The organism is Nocardia sp. NPDC050408 (genome assembly GCF_044458905.1).
Lineage (GTDB): Bacteria > Actinomycetota > Actinomycetes > Mycobacteriales > Mycobacteriaceae > Nocardia.
Genome location: NZ_JBITIL010000007.1, coordinates 214,489 through 231,526, shown reverse-complemented (window position 1 = coordinate 231,526; position 17,038 = coordinate 214,489). Strand labels below are relative to the sequence as shown.

The following is a 17,038-nucleotide window of genomic DNA, read 5'->3' as shown; positions in this document are numbered from 1 at the left end:
ATCGAGCGGCGGCCCCGCTCCCACCGGATAGCCCGGTCGGGGCGGGGCCGTACGCATTTGGATGGACGGTGGTTTGTGGGTAGTCACGAGCAAGACGGCAGACAGGTAACCGAGGATGTCGGCACGAACGTCTCCAATGGCGCGACCGACCTGGTCCGCGCACGCAATCAATTGCTCGAGGGTGGACTGCCCCGCAATCCGCGCCTGGACGCGGAATCCCTGCGTTCGGCGCTGGTCGATCTGTTCGAACTGTGGCTGACCACCAAGGGCACCGAACTCGGCATCGGCCGCGACAGCGGTCTCGCCGTGGTCGCCGTCGGCGGACTCGGGCGCAAGGAGATGCTGCCGTATTCGGATCTGGATCTGGTGCTGCTGCATGATGACGTCGATCCCGCGCGGGTGGCCGAGGTGGCCGATCAGCTCTGGTATCCGCTGTGGGATGCGCATATCAAGCTCGACCACAGCGTGCGCACCGTGCCGCAGGCATTGCGCGTGGCCTCCGACGATCTCATCGCGGCCCTCGGCATGCTCGAGGCCAGACACATCGTCGGCGATATGGAGTTGAGCAATCTGCTGATCGGCGGGGTGCGCCGGGAGTGGCGGACCGGAATCCGTTCGCGCTTCGACGAATTGATCGAACAGGCCGAGACCAGGTGGCAGCGCAGCGGTGCGATAGCTCACCGCGCCGAACCCGATCTGAAGAACGGGCGCGGCGGATTGCGCGATATCCAACTGCTCGACGCGCTGGCCATCGCCCAACTGACCGATGCCATGCCGGGTCTGGGGCCAGATGTGCCCGGCGGTGGTCTGAAGCAGGCGCGACGCCGTTTGCTGGATGTTCGCACGGAGCTGCATCGGGTAGCGGGCCGGGCCCGCGATCAACTGCGAGCCCAGGATGCCGACGAGATCGGCGCGGCCTTGCGCATCGGTGACCGTTTCGACCTCGCTCGCACACTGAGCGATTCGGCGCGGACGGTGAGTTATTCCGTCGATGTCGGTCTTCGCACCGCAGCCAATGCGCTACCACGGCGCGGCCTCGCGCGACTGCGGCGCATGCCGGTTCGGCGACCACTCGATGAGGGGGTGGTCGAACACGCGGGGGAGGTCGTGTTGGCGCGGGATGCGCGGCCGCAGCGCGATCCCGGACTGATCCTGCGGGTGGCCGCAGCCTCGGCGCAGACCGGGCTGCCGATGTCCGCGACCACTCTGAATCGACTCTCCGAGGATGCGCCGGAGCTGCGCGAACCCTGGCCCAAGGATGCGGTCAACGACCTGTTGATCCTGCTCGGAGCCGGTCGCGGCGTCATCGATGCGGTCGAGGCACTGGACCGAACTGGCTTGTGGGGCAGGCTGCTTCCCGAATGGGGTGCGGTGCGCGACCTGCCGCCGCGCGATGCCCTGCACACCTGGACCGTGGACCGGCACCTGATGGAGGCGGTCGCCTACGCGAGCGCGTTGAGCACCCGCGTCGCCCGTCCCGACCTGCTGATGCTCGGTGCGCTGCTGCACGATATCGGTAAGGGCCGCGCCGGTGACCACAGCATTGTCGGCGCCGAACTGGCCACCCATATCGGACGGCGTCTCGGCCTATGGCCGTCGGACGTGCGGACACTCAGCGCCATCGTGCGCCACCATCTTTTATTGCCCGACACCGCGACTCGGCGCGACCTGGCCGACCCCGACACCGTGCGATTCGTCGTCGAGGCCCTCGGCGGCGACGTGCAGCTGCTCGAACTGCTGCACACTTTGGCCGAGGCCGATTCGCTGGCTACCGGCCCCGGGGTGTGGGGCGATTGGAAGGCATCGCTGATCGGGGAACTCGTGCGCCGCTGCCGCCTGGTCATGGCGGGAGATCTGCTGCCTGAGCCGGAACCGATCGCACCGAACCTGCTGGCCAAGGCCGCGGCGGGTGGCGTGCACGTCGATCTGCGGCCGGGCGAGGGCAAATACACCTACACGGTCACCGTGATCGCACCGGATACGCCCGGCCTGCTGTCGGATGCCGCCGGGGTGTTGGCCCTGCATTCGCTGCGGGTGCTCTCGGCGACCGTGGGCGGCGAAGGTGCCTCGGCCATCAATACTTTCGTGGTCTCCCCGAAGTTCGGCGATCCGCCGGACGGCGGACTGCTGCGACAGGAGCTGATCCGGGCGACAGCGGGCGATCTGGATCTGTCCGCGCTGCTGGCGAAGCGGGAGCACGAGGCCACCGGCGCTCGCCCGAGCCAGTATGCGCAGGCACAGCCCCGAGTGATCTGGTCGGCGACATCGACTCCGGGCCAGGTGGTCCTCGAATTGCGCGCCGAGGACCGGATCGGCCTGCTCAGCCGGTTGGCCTCGGCGTTTGCCGAATGCGGCGCAGATGTGCGCTGGGCGAAGGTAGTGACCATGGGTTCCGCGGTGGTCGACGCCTTCGGCCTCGACCTCGGCGTCGACATTCCGGAGCGTCGCGAAACCATCGAAAAGGCCGTCCTTGCCGTGGTCCCGCGGCCCGCCCCGAAGCCTCCGGAGGGAGTCGGACCACCAGGCACCAGCTCGGTCTCCTGACCAGGATGATTGACATTTGCACATGATTTGCTGAAAGCATATGCAGCGCGCCCGTCGCACCCTACTATCAGAGCGTCTGGCTATCGCGAGCATGAGGGGAGCAGGTCGGTGGCAATTGAAGTCGTTTCGGCGTCGACGATGACGAGTGACGAGACCACGCATATGGCGCGCTGCGTCGGCGGTGATCGGTGGGTGGTCTCCTGGCTGCCCGGCCGGACACTGTCCGGACAGCAGGCTGTGACCGCTATGACGATTGCCACCGCTGTTGCCACCCGCGATGTGCCGACAGGCGCGGACTGGGCCATGCTCGACGACCTGGCCCTCGAGCTCGGTCTCACCGGTCGGGAGGCGGTTTTCATGGTTGCTCAGGAGAACCACGATTACCGCAAAACCGCAAAACCGCGCCGCCGCACGATGGAATAACCCGAGCACCGCTTGCGCGCCCACTGTTTTCGATTTCGGCGCTCCCGGGTCCCTCCGTGGTTACGCCGCGCTGCCTCCTACGGGCCCGTCGCTCGCGCCGGGGCGAGTCCCATTACCCTGGGATATCAAGTGACGTCCCACGAGATCAGGAGCGCGATCGGTGTTCGAATCCCTGTCCGACCGGCTTACCGGTGCCCTCAAGGATCTTCGCGGTAAGGGGCGTCTGTCACCGGCCGACATCGACGCCACCTGTCGTGAGATCCGCCTCGCCCTGCTCGAAGCCGACGTCGCGCTGCCCGTGGTGCGTGGTTTCATCGCGAAGATCAAGGAGCGTGCCAAGGGTGCGGAGGTCTCCGCCGCCCTCAACCCTGCCCAGCAGGTCGTCAAGATCGTCAACGAGGAACTCGTCGGCATCCTCGGCGGCGAAACCCGCAGACTAACGCTCGCCAAGAATCCGCCCACGGTGATCATGCTCGCCGGTCTGCAGGGTTCCGGTAAGACCACCCTGGCCGGCAAGCTCGCGAAATGGCTGAAGGGACAGGGACATCAGCCGTTGCTGGTGGCCTGTGACCTGCAGCGTCCCGGCGCGGTCACCCAGCTCCAGGTGGTGGGTGAGCGCGCGGGTGCGCCCGTCTTCGCGCCGCATCCCGGCACCTCCATCGGCAGCGGCGCGAATCCGCTCGGCGTTTCGGCGGCCGACCCGGTCGCGGTGGCCGAGGCCGGTGTCGCGGAGGCGCGCAGCAAGCAATACGACGTGGTCATCGTCGACACCGCCGGTCGCCTCGGTATCGACGCCGAGTTGATGGCGCAGGCCGCTGGCATCCGCGATGCGGTGCAGCCGGACGAGACGCTGTTCGTGCTCGACGCGATGATCGGTCAGGACGCCGTCAACACCGCGCAGGCCTTCCGTGACGGCGTCGGCTTCACCGGTGTCGTCCTCACCAAGCTCGACGGTGACGCTCGCGGTGGTGCGGCGCTGTCGGTCCGGAATGTGACCGGCTCACCGATCATGTTCGCCTCCACCGGTGAGAAGCTCGAGGACTTCGACGTTTTCCATCCCGACCGGATGGCCTCGCGCATCCTCGGCATGGGTGACGTGCTGAGCCTCATCGAGCAGGCCGAACAGGTCTACGACCAGCAGCAGGCCGAGGAAGCCGCCCGCAAGATCGGCAGCGGCGAGATGACGCTCGAGGACTTCCTCGATCAGATGCTCGCCATCCGCAAGATGGGTCCCATCGGCAACCTGCTCGGCATGCTGCCCGGCGCGGGGCAGATGAAGGATGTGCTGGCCCAGGTCGACGATAAGCAGCTCGACCGGGTGCAGGCGATCATCCGCGGTATGACCCCGGCCGAACGCGCGAACCCGAAGATCATCAACGCATCTCGGCGCCTGCGCATCGCCAACGGCTCCGGTGTGCAGGTCTCCGAGGTCAACCAACTCGTCGACCGCTTTTTCGAGGCCAAGAAGATGATGGCCATGATGGGCCGCCAGATGGGCCTGCCCGGTTCGCGCCGCAGCAATACGAAGAAGGGCAAGAAGGGCAAGAAGGGTGGGCGCGGACCGACGCCGCCGAAGGTGCGCGGTGGGTTCCCCGGCATGCCGGGTATGCCCGCCGGGATGCCGGATCTGTCTGGTATGCCCGCCGGATTGGACGAGTTGCCGCCCGGGCTCGAGGGCTTCGATCTGTCCAAGCTGAACTTCCCCAAGAAGTAGGCGGCTGCGCCTTCCGCACTTGCGGCTGCGGCGCAAGGCAACCGAACGTACCCGCTCGACCGGGCGCCCTGTCGTCGAACCCTGCACCCTCTACGCGGAGGTTCCAAGACGGAGTGCCGGGCTGGCGAACGTCGGCTGGGAAGCCGTTGCGGGCGGGGTGCCCGTCAAGGGGCGTGGGCAGTAGGTTGGACGGTTCCGAGGGCGGTCGAGGAGGTTGCTGTGCATCTGCGGGGTGTGGTTCTCCCTGATGACGAGGTGCGTGACCTGTGGGTGCACGATGGACTGGTGTCGTTCGATCCCGTCGCGGGGGCCGAAACACTATGCGACACAGGGTGGATCGTGCCCGGCCTTGTCGATGCGCACTGCCACGTCGGGATCCGGTACGGCGGGGGGCACGAGGAGCGTGCGGGTGCCATCGCCCAGGCCGAGACCGAGCGGGACGCGGGTGCGTTGCTGCTGCGCGATGCGGGCTCACCGATCGATACGCGCTTCATTGATGAGCATGAGGAGCTGCCCCGGATCATCCGTGCGGGCCGCCATATCGCCCGACCGCGGCGGTATATCCGGGAGCTCGGCATCGAACTGGGCGATGAGCGCGATCTGCCGGAGATCGTCGCCGAGCAGGCTCGATTCGGCGACGGCTGGGTGAAGATCGTCGGGGACTGGATCGACCGGTCGGTGGGCGATCTGCGGCCGCTGTGGAGCGATGCGATCCTAAAGGAGGCGATCGACGCCGCGCACGCCAATGGCGCACGGGTGACGGCGCACGTCTTCGGCGAGGACGCGCTGCCCGGGCTGATCAACGCGGGCATCGATTGCCTCGAACACGGCACTGGCCTCACCGACGACACCATCGAGTTGATGGTCGAACACGGCACCGCGCTGGTCCCGACGCTGATCAATATCGACACCTTCCCCGAAATCGCCGACAGCGCAGGCAAATTCCCCATCTACGCAGCACATATGCGCGACCTGCACGCGCGCGTCCGCGGCACCGTCGCCAAGGCGCACGATGCGGGCGTTCCGATTTTCGCGGGCACCGATGCGGGTGGATCCATCCGTCACGGCCGGATTGCCGACGAAATCGCCGCCCTGGCCGGGGCGGGGTTGTCGAAACACGACGCACTCGGCGCCGCCTCCTGGAATGCCCGCAGCTGGCTCGGCCGACCGGGCATCGAGGCCGGTGCCCCAGCGGATTTCGTTGTCTACCAGGAAGATCCGCGCATCGACCCGGCGGCGCTCGCTGAGCCGCAATATGTCATCCTGCGCGGCCGCCTGGTCAAAATCCACAATCCGGTCACTGGCCACCGCTGACCCCCGCATTGCGCACGGGCTGTAACTCGTGCGAGGTTGTTACTCTGCGTGCGACAGACTCCCAGGTCAACGGCTTGATGTGGCCAAGATCGGGAAGGTGGGGCGGGGCGCGCGTAGGGTCGGGTTATGACCATTCGCCTCGGTTATCAGATGCCCAATTTCAGCTATGGCCAGCCCGTCAGCGAACTCTTTCCGACCGTGGTCGCGCAGGCCAGGGAAGCCGAAGCCGCCGGTTTCGACACGGTCTTCGTCATGGATCACTTCTATCAGCTGCCCGGTCTCGGTGAGCCGAGTGAGCCGATGCTCGAGGCCTACACCACGCTGTCCGGAATCGCTGCGTCTACCGAACGAATTCAGTTGTCGGCGTTGGTAACCGGCAACACCTATCGCAATCCCGCACTGCTCGCCAAGACCGTCACCACCATGGATCTGGTGAGCGGCGGACGGGCCGTGCTCGGCATCGGAGCCGGCTGGTTCGAGCTCGAACACCAGTCCTACGGCTTCGAATTCGGCACCTTCACCGAACGCTTCCAGCGGCTCGACGAGGCACTGCGGATCATCACGCCCATGCTGCGCGGTGAACACTCGACCTTCGACGGCAACTGGTACCACACCGATAACGCCATGAACGAGCCACGGCTGCGCGATGACCTGCCGATCCTGCTCGGTGGTGGCGGCGAGAAGAAGACCTTCGCACTGGCCGCCCGCTTCGCCGACCACATCAACATCATCTGCAACGCCTCCGAACTGCCCCGCAAGATCGAGGCACTGCACCAGCGCTGCGCCGAAAACGACCGTGATCCAGATACTTTGGAGATCAGCTACCTCTGTTTTCTGATGATCGATGAAGACGGCGACCGCGCACGCAAACAACAACAGGATCTACTCAGCGGCATCGGCGTCGACCTGTCCACGCTGTCGGAGGACCAGCGCAAGCAGACCATCGCCGACCGCCAATTCGTCGGCAGCCCGGCCGAGGTCGCCGAGCAACTGCAAACCAGGGTCCTCGACCAGGGTGTGCAGGGCCTCGTCGTCAACATGGTGACAAACGGCCACGAGCCGGGTGCGGTAGACCTCGCCGGTCGCACCCTCGCCCCGCTGGTCCGCTGAGCGGTTGATCTGAGCGCCGGTTGACCTGAGCGCCCTTTTCCTCGCCGAATCCCGGGCATCCCACGAATCGTGCTCAGGAATGGGCGCTCACGCTAAAGCAGGTCCGGGAGGCACGACCGTCTCGCCCGCCGCGACGTATACCTCCTGACGGTATCGCTCTCACCGAGCCCCGTTCCGATCACCGTCGAAACGGCAGATCTCCGCTAGGGTGCGCCTGGTCGAAAGCCGTAAATTCCGGGCCGGGGTCGTGCTGCTGCGCTATCGAACCACGTGATCGTCAGCTCAGCAGGTTCGCGATCACGCCGATCACGCCGCGAATACCGCCGACAGTGGCGCGCGCGAGGCCGGGCGCCAGCAATTCCATGGCCGCGTCACCGCCGATTTCGGTGGCCGCCTCGGCAACCTGGCCCCGCCTGCGCCGATGGCGCCTCCTGAAGATCCCCATATTGTGATTATCCGAGGCGGGCGGTCGATCGTTTCCGGACGACGCGATTTCGGGAGCGGGGGACCGGTCTGGCAGAATGGACCACCGTCCTTCCTGGACAAGTGTCAGCCCGTCTCCGGTTACGTGCCGCGCGGCGGTCACACACTCCAAGCGCAAAACCGGGCTCGCAGACCGTGCGGGTCGCTGAATTGCGCCGTGACCAACCACTGAAAGGCAGATCAGCACATGGCTGTTCGCATCAAGCTCACCCGTCTCGGCAAGATCCGCAACCCGCAGTACCGCGTGGTCATCGCCGACGCCCGCACCCGTCGTGACGGCCGTGCCATCGAGAACGTCGGCAAGTACCACCCGAAGGAAGAGCCGTCGCTGATCGAGATCAACTCCGAGCGCGTGCAGTACTGGCTGGGTGTCGGCGCGCAGCCGACCGAGGCCGTGCAGCGGCTGCTGGAGATCACCGGCGACTGGCAGAAGTTCAAGGGCCTGCCGGGCGCCGAGGGCACCCTGAAGGTGAAGCCGGCGAAGACGTCCAAGCTGGACCTGTTCAACGCCGCGCTGGCCGCCGCCGATAACGAGCCGGTCGCCGAGGCCGTCACCCCCAAGAAGAAGGCCGCCAAGAAGGACGAGGCCGCCGAGACCGAGGCTGCCGAATAATGTCGGCCGTCGTCGCCGATGCCGTCGAGCACCTGGTTCGCGGCATTGTCGCCAATCCGGATGACGTCCGGGTCGAGCTGATCACCGGCCGCCGCGGACGCACCGTCGAGGTGCACGTCAACCCCGATGATCTGGGCAAGGTGATCGGTCGTGGCGGTCGTACCGCGACCGCGCTGCGCACCCTGGTCGCCGGAATCGGCGGCCGGGGCATCCGGGTCGACGTGGTCGATACCGACGCTTAATGGAACTCGTCATAGGCCGGGTCGCCAAATCGCACGGTGTGCGCGGCGAACTGGTCGTCGAGGTACGTACCGACGATCCCGACGCGCGCTTCACACCCGGTGTGCGGCTGCGCGGGCGGGTGGCGCGATCCAATGAAGTCCGTGAGTTCACCGTGGAGTCGGCCCGAGAGCATTCGGGCCGACTTCTCGTGCAACTCGCCGGAATCTCCGACCGCACCGCCTCCGACGCGCTACGCGGCACGCTGTTCGTCGTGGACAGTGCGGAGCTGCCGCCGTCGGAGGATCCGGACGAGTTCTACGACCACGAGTTGGAAGGCATGAGCGTCCAGCTCGCCGATGGCACCGTTGTCGGCGAGGTCACCGAGGTGCTGCATTCGGCTGCGGGAGAACTGCTTTCGGTGCGCGCTGCCGATGACGGCAGGGAAATCCTGATCCCCTTCGTCACCGCGATCGTGCCTACGGTGTCGCGGGCCGATCAACTGGTCGTCATCGATCCGCCCGAGGGTCTGCTCGATCCGGAGTAGCGGACCGCCGGAAACTTAAGGACTGCATGAAACTCGATGTCGTCACGATATTTCCGGAGTATCTGGAGCCGCTGCGAACGGCGTTGCTGGGCAAGGCCATCGACAAGGGCCTGATTTCCCTGGACGTGCACGATCTGCGGCGCTGGACCCACGACGTGCACAAGTCCGTCGACGATTCGCCCTACGGCGGTGGGCCGGGCATGGTCATGAAGCCGACGGTCTGGGGCGATGCCCTCGACGAGGTATGCCCCGACGATGCCCTGCTCGTGGTGCCGACGCCCGCCGGGGTGCCCTTCACCCAGGCCACCGCGCAACGCTGGGCCGCCGAGAGGCACCTTGTATTCGCTTGCGGCCGTTACGAAGGCATCGATCAACGCGTCTTCGACGATGCCGCCCGGCGGGTACGCGTCGAAGAGGTCAGCATCGGCGACTACGTCCTCATCGGCGGGGAGGCCGCGGTCCTCGTGATGGCCGAGGCCGTGGTCCGCTTACTTCCCGGCGTACTCGGCAATCAGCAATCCCACCAGGAGGATTCCTTCTCCGACGGACTGCTCGAGGGGCCGAGCTACACGCGTCCCGTCTCTTGGCGCGGCCTCGAAGTGCCGCCGATCTTGCTGTCCGGTGATCACGCCAAGGTTGCCGCGTGGCGGCGCGATCAGTCGCTCGCCCGGACCCGCGAACGGCGTCCGGATCTGCTCGAGGAATAAAACCACCGACTCGTCGCCCTATTGAATGTATCGTTAATTAACGGCACATTAATCAACGGTGAACGGTAGGTGGCTATGGTGACAGTGGCTCGCTTCGAGACAGTGCGTCGAGCGGTGGCCTCGACTCTGATCGGTGGCGCGATGATCGTCCTATCGGACCTAGCCGCGCCCGAACTCGTCGAAGTCAGAGTCGCCGCGGATCGGGACACACATGAGCCCGATGCTGGCCGTAGCCGCAACAGCGCAGGTCAGCGCGGCCGCAGCAGCAACCACGGGCAATACAAAGGCCGCAACGAGCGCCCATGCCAGTACACCCCCGAAGGCGTCTGCACCGGCGGGCGCTGACGAGGTTCGGTCATCGTGCCGCGCGCCGCGCATCGAATCGTCCGAGATTCTGTGCGCGGCGTGCGAATTCGTGCGCGGGAGATCGTTGGTCAGGGCAGCAGGCCGAGGCGGCGGGCGGTGACGACAGCCTCGTGGCGGGAGTGCGCGTCGAGCTTGGTCATCGCATTGCGCAGATAGCTCTTGACTGTTTCCGGACCGAGCGAAAGGCGTTGGGCAGCTTCGTGATTGGTGCAGCCGAGGGCGATCTGGGAGAGCACGTCGAGTTCCCGGCGGGACAGTCGCGGCGCATCCGCGGGTGGGTCGCCGACCAGGACTCGGGTGAGGCGTCCGCATACCGAATGTAGGCGTTCGCGTAGGCGTTCGTCCTCGGCCGAGCGGGCCGCACCACGCAGTTCGGCATTGATCTCACGCAGTTCCTCGGCGACGGCGGGTGCGGTCTCGGGCGCGGGAGTGGTCATTTCCAGCAGGCGCAGGCGACGGTCCACCTCGTCACGGATGGTGATCTCGGTGGCGAGGCGTCGGCTGGCCGTGACGACCAGGTCGGCGGTGCGGTCGCCGAGTGGGGTGCCGCCGCGGTTGGCGGCGTAGAGCACCGCGCGGGAGCGATCGTCGACCACCACCGGTACCGCGAGCACCGAACGGATGCGTTCACCGGAAACCGGGCCGTCGTAGTGGTGGGTGATGTCTGAGGCGCTGCGGTAGTCGGCGACCGAGGCGGGGCGGCGCATATCCATGACCCGGCCGCCCAGTCCGGAGGTGCGCAGCACGGTCAGCCCGCGCAGGCCATTGGTGACGGTGCCGACGAATTCGGTGAGCAGCAGCGCGTCGTCATGCACTTCGCCGCCGAAAACCACCGGCACGCCCGCCTTATTCGCCACCCAGCGGATCTCGGCGCGCAGCGCATCGCCGTCGCGCGGCCGCAGCAGCGCGGTGGTGTGGGTCAAAAGACTCACCCCTTTTCGGGGGTAGTGCCGAACGTGATGTGACCCACATCCTATTGGAGATCGAGGTGGCCTGGATCACCGATGAGGAGAGGCGAGATGACCGCGGACCTGAACGCGCGTGTGCGCGAGTTACTGCAGACCTACGACGGACCCGACGCCAGCGCGGCGGATCTGCTGTGCGACCGGCACCCCGCCGATCGGATCGCGTTCACCATTGTCGACCCCGACCTGACCTCGACGGACCTGACCTACGGTGAGCTTCGCGAACGCTCCCAGCGCTTCGCCGTCGCCCTGGCCGGCCTGGGCGTCGAACCCGGCGACCGCGTCGCCACGCTCATGTCGAAGTCCGCCGACCTGGTGATCGCGCTGCTCGGCATCTGGCGCCGCGGCGCGGTCCACGTCCCGCTCTTCACCGCCTTCGCCCCACCTGCCATCGCCTTCCGACTGGCCGCGAGCGACGCGACGATCGTCATCGCCGACGCCGATCAGGCGACAAAGCTGCTACCGGGCGATGACATCCCAGCCGATCCGCCCTGGCGCGTCATCATCGCCGGGAACGGTCCCTCTGGAGGTGACGCGGCGGCATCACTGCGGTTCGCGGATCTGCTCGCCGCCTACTCCGCCGATGACCCGCGCGCGGCCGCTGTGGCGGTCGGCGGGGATGGGCTACTGGTGCAGTTGTTCACCAGTGGCACGACGGGTACCCCGAAGGGCGTGCCGATTCCGGTGCGTGCGCTCGGGGCATTCCATGCCTACCAAGAGTTTTCGCTGGATGTGCGCGCGGACGACGTCTATTGGAACGCGGCGGATCCGGGCTGGGCGTATGGACTGTACTGGGCGATTCTGAGCCCGCTCGCCTCCGGTATCCGCAGCTTGCTGCTACATGCCGCCTTCTCCGCACCGCTGACCTGGCAGGTGCTCGAACGCTTCGGCGTCACCAACTTCACCGCCGCGCCGACGGTCTACCGCGCGTTGCGTGCCGATAGTTCCGCCGCCCCAACCGATCTCCGGTTGCGGCGGGCGTCGTCCGCGGGCGAACCGCTGACTCCGGATGTGGTGACGTGGTCGGTCGAAACCCTCGGCGTCGCGGTACGCGACCACTACGGGCAGACCGAGCACGGCATGCTCATCTGCAATTCCTGGCACGATGCGCTGCGAGTAGACACTCCCGCGGGCTCGATGGGTCGGACGATGCCGGGTTGGCATTGCGCGGTGCTCGCCGAGGATGCAGACGTCGAAGCGCCGATCGGCGAACTGGGCCGGGTCGCGATCGATACCGAACACAGCCCGCTGCTGTGGTTCCTGGGCTACCTCGACGCCCCGGAACGTACCGCGCAGCGCTACACCGCCGACGGGCGCTGGTATCTGACCGGGGATGCCGGATCCCTGGATGCGGATGGTTTCTTCCACTTCTCCGCCCGCGACGACGATGTCATCATCATGGCCGGATACCGCATCGGCCCGTTCGAGGTCGAGAGCGTGCTGGTGCTCGACGAGCGGGTGGTCGAGGCCGCGGTGGTCGGCATGCCCGACGAATTGCGCGGTGAGGTGCTCGAAGCATTTGTGGTGCTGCGCGACGGTTTCGAAGGTAACGCCGAACTCGAGGCCGAATTGCAGAGCCTGGTGAAGCGTAAGTTCGCCGCGCACGCCTATCCACGCAAGGTGTATTTCGTGGACGCCCTCCCCAAGACGCCCAGCGGTAAGGTACAGCGGTTCATCCTGCGGAAGCAGGGGGTTCAGTGATGTCCGCACTTGCGAGTTACGCATCCGGCACCGCGGACACCCCGCTGCTCGGCGATACCATCGGCGATGACTTCGACCGCATGGCCGCCGCCTATGCGGACCGGGAAGCGTTGGTGGACTGCCCATCCGGCCGCCGCTGGACCTATCGCGAACTCGCGGCCGCGATCGACGCACTGGCCACCGGGTTGGCCGAGCGCGGCATCACCAAGGGTGACCGGGTCGGCATCTGGGCCCCGAACTGTGCCGAGTGGTTCCTCACCCAGTACGCGACCGCGAAACTCGGTGCGATCCTCGTCAATATCAATCCGGCCTATCGCACCAGCGAATTGGAATACGTGCTGCGCCAGGCCGGTGTGCGCATGCTGATTGCCGCGCCGGAATTCAAGAGCTCGAACTACATCGCCATGATCGAGCAGGTTCGGCCGAATTGTCCTGACCTGGAACACGTTCTGGTACTGGGCGCTCCTGCATGGGATGCGGTGGCGCAGACCGCTATCGATGCTGGACGACTGGCGGCGATTGCCGCGACGCTGTCCATGGACGACCCGATCAATATCCAATACACCTCCGGCACAACAGGTTTCCCAAAAGGGGCGACGTTGAGCCATCACAACATCCTCAACAACGGCTACTTCGTCGGCGAACTCTGCGGCTATACCGAACAGGACCGGATCTGCGTGCCGGTGCCCTTCTATCACTGCTTCGGCATGGTCATGGGTAATTTGGCGAGCACCAGTCACGGTGCGGCCGTGGTGATTCCGGCCCCTGCGTTCGATCCGGTCGCAACCCTGGACGCCGTGGCCGCGCAGCGGTGCACCTCGCTCTACGGCGTACCGACGATGTTCATCGCCGTACTCGCGGAACTGGATTCGGGTAGGGACGTCGACCTGTCCAGTCTGCGTACCGGCATCATGGCCGGATCACCCTGCCCGGTCGAGGTGATGAAGCGGGTGATCGATCGCATGGGCATGCGTGAGGTGTGCATCTGCTACGGCATGACCGAAACCTCCCCGGTGTCGACCCAGACCCGCCGCGACGACGGCATCGACCGCCGCACCGCGACCGTCGGCCGGGTCGGCCCACACCTGGAGGTCAAAATCGTCGACCCCGCAACAGGTTTGACCATGCCGCGCGGCGAACCCGGCGAACTGTGCACCCGCGGCTATTCGGTCATGCTCGGCTACTGGTCCGAACCAGAGAAGACCGCCGAGGCCATCGACGCCGCCCGCTGGATGCACACCGGCGATATCGGCGTCATGGACGACGACGGATACCTCGCCATCACCGGCCGGATCAAGGACATGGTGATCCGCGGCGGCGAGAACATCTACCCGCGCGAGATCGAGGAATTCCTCTACACCCACCCCGACATACTCGACGCCCAGGTGATCGGCGTCCCCGACCCGAAGTACGGCGAAGAACTGATGGCCTGGATCCGAATGAAGGACGGCACAACACCATTGGACGCCGACGCGATCCGCGCCTTCTGCACCGGCAAGCTCGCCCACTTCAAGATCCCGCGCTACGTGCACATCGTCGAGGAGTTCCCGATGACCGTCACCGGGAAAATCCGCAAAGCCGAAATGCGTGAGCTCGCTGTGGAACTGCTCGTGTCGTCGGACCGTGACGACTGATGTCGTGAGCACATGGGTAACCCGTCGGGGACGTCCAAAACTACGGCAGCAGATCGACCGCCAGCCGGCGACGGAAGTCTTCGTGCACCTCACGACCGGAGCGCGAGTTGTCCAGTCCGTACTCGACCTTCCGTACCAGCGCTGACACCGCGCAGTCCGGGCATCATCATGCCGGTTTACCTGGGCGTGGGCCGTTTGTCAGGTGACAACGGTAGTGTCTCGGGCGTGACGACAGCGCCCGAGATCGCCAGTTCAGCGACGAACACCGACACGACCGCCGCCGCACCGGCCGCGACCACAGCTCTGGCCAGCGTGGGCCGGCGCATCGCCGATGAGCTCGGCGTGCGCGAGACCCAGGTTCGCGCCGCCGTCGAGCTGCTGGATGCGGGTTCCACGGTGCCCTTCATCGCGCGATACCGAAAAGAGGTCACCGATGGCCTCGATGACGCCCAGCTCCGCCAGCTCGACGAGCGCCTGACCTATCTGCGCGAACTCGATGAGCGCCGCGGCGCGATCATCGAATCCATCAAGGGCCAGGGCAAACTCGATGACGCGCTGCTCGGGCAGCTGATGACGGCCGAGACCAAGGCTCGCATCGAGGACATCTACCTGCCGTACAAGCCGAAGCGGCGCACCAAGGCGCAGATCGCCCGCGAGGCCGGTCACGAACCCGTCGCCGATGCACTGATCGGCGATCCGAACACCGATCCCGCGCAGTACACCGCCGAACAGCTCGACGGCGCCCGCGCCATTCTGGTCGAGCGTTTCGCCGAGGACGCCGACCTGGTCGGCGAGCTGCGTGAGTTGATGTGGAACCGCGGCCAGGTCAGCTCGAGCGTGCGGCCGGGCAAGGAGGAGGCGGGCGCGAAATTCGCCGACTACTTCGAATTCAGCGAGCCGTTCAGCAAGCTGCCCTCGCACCGGATCCTCGCGCTGCTGCGCGGTGAGAAGGAAGAGATCCTGCAGCTGCAGCTGCAGCCGGATGCCGAGGAATTGGAGCCGGGCGAGCGGTCGGTCTACGAGGGCCGCATCGCGGTGAAGTTCGATATCGCCGATCGCGGCCGTGCCGCCGATACCTGGCTGCTGGATACGGTTCGCTGGGCGTGGCGCACGAAACTGCAAGTGAGTCTTGGTATCGACACCCGCATGCGGCTGCGTCAGGCTGCCGAGAAGGACGCCGTCGACATCTTCGCCGCGAACCTGCGCGACCTGCTGCTCGCCGCGCCCGCGGGTACCCGCACCACCATGGGGCTGGATCCGGGCTACCGCACCGGCGTGAAGGTCGCCGTCGTAGACGCCACCGGCAAGGTCGTCGCGACCGAGGTCATCTATCCGCACAAGCCGCAGGGCCAGACCGAGAAGTCGCTGGCCGTACTCGGCGCGCTGGTCGCCCGCTTCGGCGTCGACCTCATCGCCATCGGCAACGGCACCGCCTCGCGTGAGACCGATGCCCTTGCCGCCGAACTGATTTCGCGGATTCCGGAGAACAAACCGACCAAGATCGTGGTCTCCGAGGCGGGCGCGTCGGTGTACTCCGCATCGGCTTATGCCTCGCAGGAACTACCGGATATGGACGTCTCACTGCGCGGCGCGGTATCCATCGCCCGTCGTCTGCAGGACCCACTGGCCGAGCTGGTGAAGATCGACCCGAAGTCCATCGGCGTCGGTCAGTACCAGCACGATGTCTCCGAAACCCTGCTGGCCCGTTCGCTGGGCGCGGTGGTCGAGGATGCGGTGAACGCGGTCGGTGTCGATGTGAACACCGCATCGGTGCCGCTGCTGTCGCGGGTATCAGGTATCGCCAATTCGATCGCCGAAAGCATTGTGGCGCACCGCGATCAGCACGGCCCGTTCCGCAGCCGCACCGCCCTGCTCGATGTGCCGCGCCTGGGCCCCAAGGCCTTCGAGCAGTGCGCGGGCTTCCTGCGCATCCGCGGCGGCGACGATCCGCTCGACACCTCCGCGGTGCACCCCGAGGCCTATCCGGTGGTGCGGCGGATCCTGGAATCGACCGGGCGCGGTATGGCGGAACTGATCGGCAACACCACGACCCTGCGTGCGCTGCGGCCCGCCGATTTCACCGATGAGAAATTCGGTATCCCCACTGTCACCGACATCATCTCCGAACTCGAGAAGCCGGGGCGCGACCCGCGTCCGGAATTCAAGACCGCCGAATTCGCGGCGGGTGTGGAGAACGTCGCGGATCTGCAGCCGGGCATGGTGCTCGAGGGTGTGGTTACCAATGTGGCCGCATTCGGCGCATTCGTCGACATCGGCGTGCACCAGGACGGACTTGTGCATGTCTCGGCCATGTCGCACAACTTCGTCAAGGATCCGCGCGAGGTCGTGAAGTCCGGCGATGTCGTCAAGGTGAAGGTGCTCGAGGTCGATGTCGCACGTCAGCGCATCGGGCTGTCGCTGCGGCTGGACGACGAGCCGGGCGATGCGGCCAAGGGCGACGGCGGTCGCAGTCGTGGCCAAGGCGGTCGCGGTGGGCAGGATCGCGGCGGACAGCGGCAGAATGGTCAGGGTAGGCAGCAGGGCCAGGGTCGACAGCAGGGCCAGGGTGGGCAGCAGAATCAGGGCCGCAACCATGGCAACCAGCGGCGCAACGCACCCGCACCGAGCGGTTCGATGGCGGATGCGCTGCGGCGGGCCGGTTTCGGGCAGTAGGGCGATACGGGCGGAGGTTTGTAGG

At 66.4% G+C, this 17,038-nt stretch carries 14 protein-coding genes; 12 read left to right on the top strand and 2 right to left on the bottom strand.

Going from position 1 to position 17,038, the window contains the following annotated elements; translation table 11 throughout:
- Positions 1-75: 75 nt before the first annotated feature.
- The 5 genes from ACIBJI_RS23070 to ACIBJI_RS23050 all read left to right on the top strand — a co-directional run bounded on the left by ACIBJI_RS23070 (position 76) and on the right by ACIBJI_RS23050 (position 7,105).
- Positions 76-2,544 (top strand): [protein-PII] uridylyltransferase, encoded by a 2,469-nt coding sequence (locus tag ACIBJI_RS23070; RefSeq protein WP_397085602.1) that lies wholly within the window; start codon positions 76-78, stop codon positions 2,542-2,544.
- A 108-nt stretch (positions 2,545-2,652) separates the two neighbouring features.
- Positions 2,653-2,967 (top strand): hypothetical protein, encoded by a 315-nt coding sequence (locus tag ACIBJI_RS23065; RefSeq protein WP_364341747.1) that lies wholly within the window; start codon positions 2,653-2,655, stop codon positions 2,965-2,967.
- Between the two features lie 160 nt (positions 2,968-3,127).
- Positions 3,128-4,681 (top strand): signal recognition particle protein, encoded by a 1,554-nt coding sequence (gene ffh, locus ACIBJI_RS23060; RefSeq protein ID WP_396956148.1) that lies wholly within the window; start codon positions 3,128-3,130, stop codon positions 4,679-4,681.
- Between the two features lie 219 nt (positions 4,682-4,900).
- Positions 4,901-5,995 (top strand): amidohydrolase family protein, encoded by a 1,095-nt coding sequence (locus tag ACIBJI_RS23055; protein ID WP_364341743.1) that lies wholly within the window; start codon positions 4,901-4,903, stop codon positions 5,993-5,995.
- 126 nt (positions 5,996-6,121) lie between these two features.
- The gene (locus ACIBJI_RS23050) at positions 6,122-7,105 is read left to right on the top strand and encodes an LLM class F420-dependent oxidoreductase (protein WP_364341741.1); all 984 of its coding nucleotides are present in this window, start codon (positions 6,122-6,124) and stop codon (positions 7,103-7,105) included.
- A 277-nt stretch (positions 7,106-7,382) separates the two neighbouring features.
- On the opposite strand, the gene ACIBJI_RS23045 is transcribed toward ACIBJI_RS23050, so the two are convergent.
- Positions 7,383-7,550 (bottom strand): hypothetical protein, encoded by a 168-nt coding sequence (locus ACIBJI_RS23045; protein ID WP_364341739.1) that lies wholly within the window; start codon positions 7,548-7,550, stop codon positions 7,383-7,385.
- Between the two features lie 225 nt (positions 7,551-7,775).
- Between ACIBJI_RS23045 and rpsP the strand changes: the two genes are divergently transcribed.
- The 4 genes from rpsP to trmD are packed head-to-tail and all read left to right on the top strand — an operon-like array spanning position 7,776 to position 9,674.
- Positions 7,776-8,201 carry a 30S ribosomal protein S16 gene (gene rpsP / locus ACIBJI_RS23040; protein WP_364341737.1) on the top strand — a complete coding sequence of 142 codons (426 nt, stop codon included), beginning with the start codon at positions 7,776-7,778 and terminating at the stop codon, positions 8,199-8,201.
- The gene (locus ACIBJI_RS23035) at positions 8,201-8,443 is read left to right on the top strand and encodes an RNA-binding protein (protein WP_040693288.1); all 243 of its coding nucleotides are present in this window, start codon (positions 8,201-8,203) and stop codon (positions 8,441-8,443) included. Before rpsP ends, ACIBJI_RS23035 begins: the two co-directional genes overlap by 1 nt.
- The gene (gene rimM / locus ACIBJI_RS23030) at positions 8,443-8,967 is read left to right on the top strand and encodes a ribosome maturation factor RimM (protein WP_364341734.1); all 525 of its coding nucleotides are present in this window, start codon (positions 8,443-8,445) and stop codon (positions 8,965-8,967) included. The genes ACIBJI_RS23035 and rimM overlap by 1 nt, the downstream gene beginning before the upstream one ends.
- Positions 8,968-8,993: 26 nt before the next feature.
- Entirely contained in the window at positions 8,994-9,674 is a 681-nt protein-coding gene (gene trmD, locus ACIBJI_RS23025; RefSeq protein WP_364341732.1) for a tRNA (guanosine(37)-N1)-methyltransferase TrmD, read from the top strand.
- 434 nt (positions 9,675-10,108) lie between these two features.
- Here the strand turns inward: trmD and ACIBJI_RS23020 are convergent, their stop codons facing one another.
- Positions 10,109-10,963, bottom strand: a complete 855-nt coding sequence (locus ACIBJI_RS23020) for a LuxR C-terminal-related transcriptional regulator (protein WP_364341730.1) — start codon at positions 10,961-10,963, stop codon at positions 10,109-10,111.
- Between the two features lie 96 nt (positions 10,964-11,059).
- Here ACIBJI_RS23020 and ACIBJI_RS23015 point away from each other — a divergent pair, with 96 nt between their 5' ends.
- The 3 genes from ACIBJI_RS23015 to ACIBJI_RS23005 all read left to right on the top strand — a co-directional run bounded on the left by ACIBJI_RS23015 (position 11,060) and on the right by ACIBJI_RS23005 (position 17,013).
- Positions 11,060-12,706 carry an AMP-binding protein gene (locus ACIBJI_RS23015; protein ID WP_364341728.1) on the top strand — a complete coding sequence of 549 codons (1,647 nt, stop codon included), beginning with the start codon at positions 11,060-11,062 and terminating at the stop codon, positions 12,704-12,706.
- On the top strand, positions 12,706-14,340 hold the full coding sequence (locus tag ACIBJI_RS23010) for an AMP-binding protein (RefSeq protein WP_364341726.1): 1,635 nt from the start codon (positions 12,706-12,708) through the stop codon (positions 14,338-14,340). Before ACIBJI_RS23015 ends, ACIBJI_RS23010 begins: the two co-directional genes overlap by 1 nt.
- Before the next feature lie 243 nt (positions 14,341-14,583).
- The gene (locus tag ACIBJI_RS23005; protein WP_397085669.1) at positions 14,584-17,013 is read left to right on the top strand and encodes a Tex family protein; all 2,430 of its coding nucleotides are present in this window, start codon (positions 14,584-14,586) and stop codon (positions 17,011-17,013) included.
- Positions 17,014-17,038 lie beyond the last annotated feature (25 nt).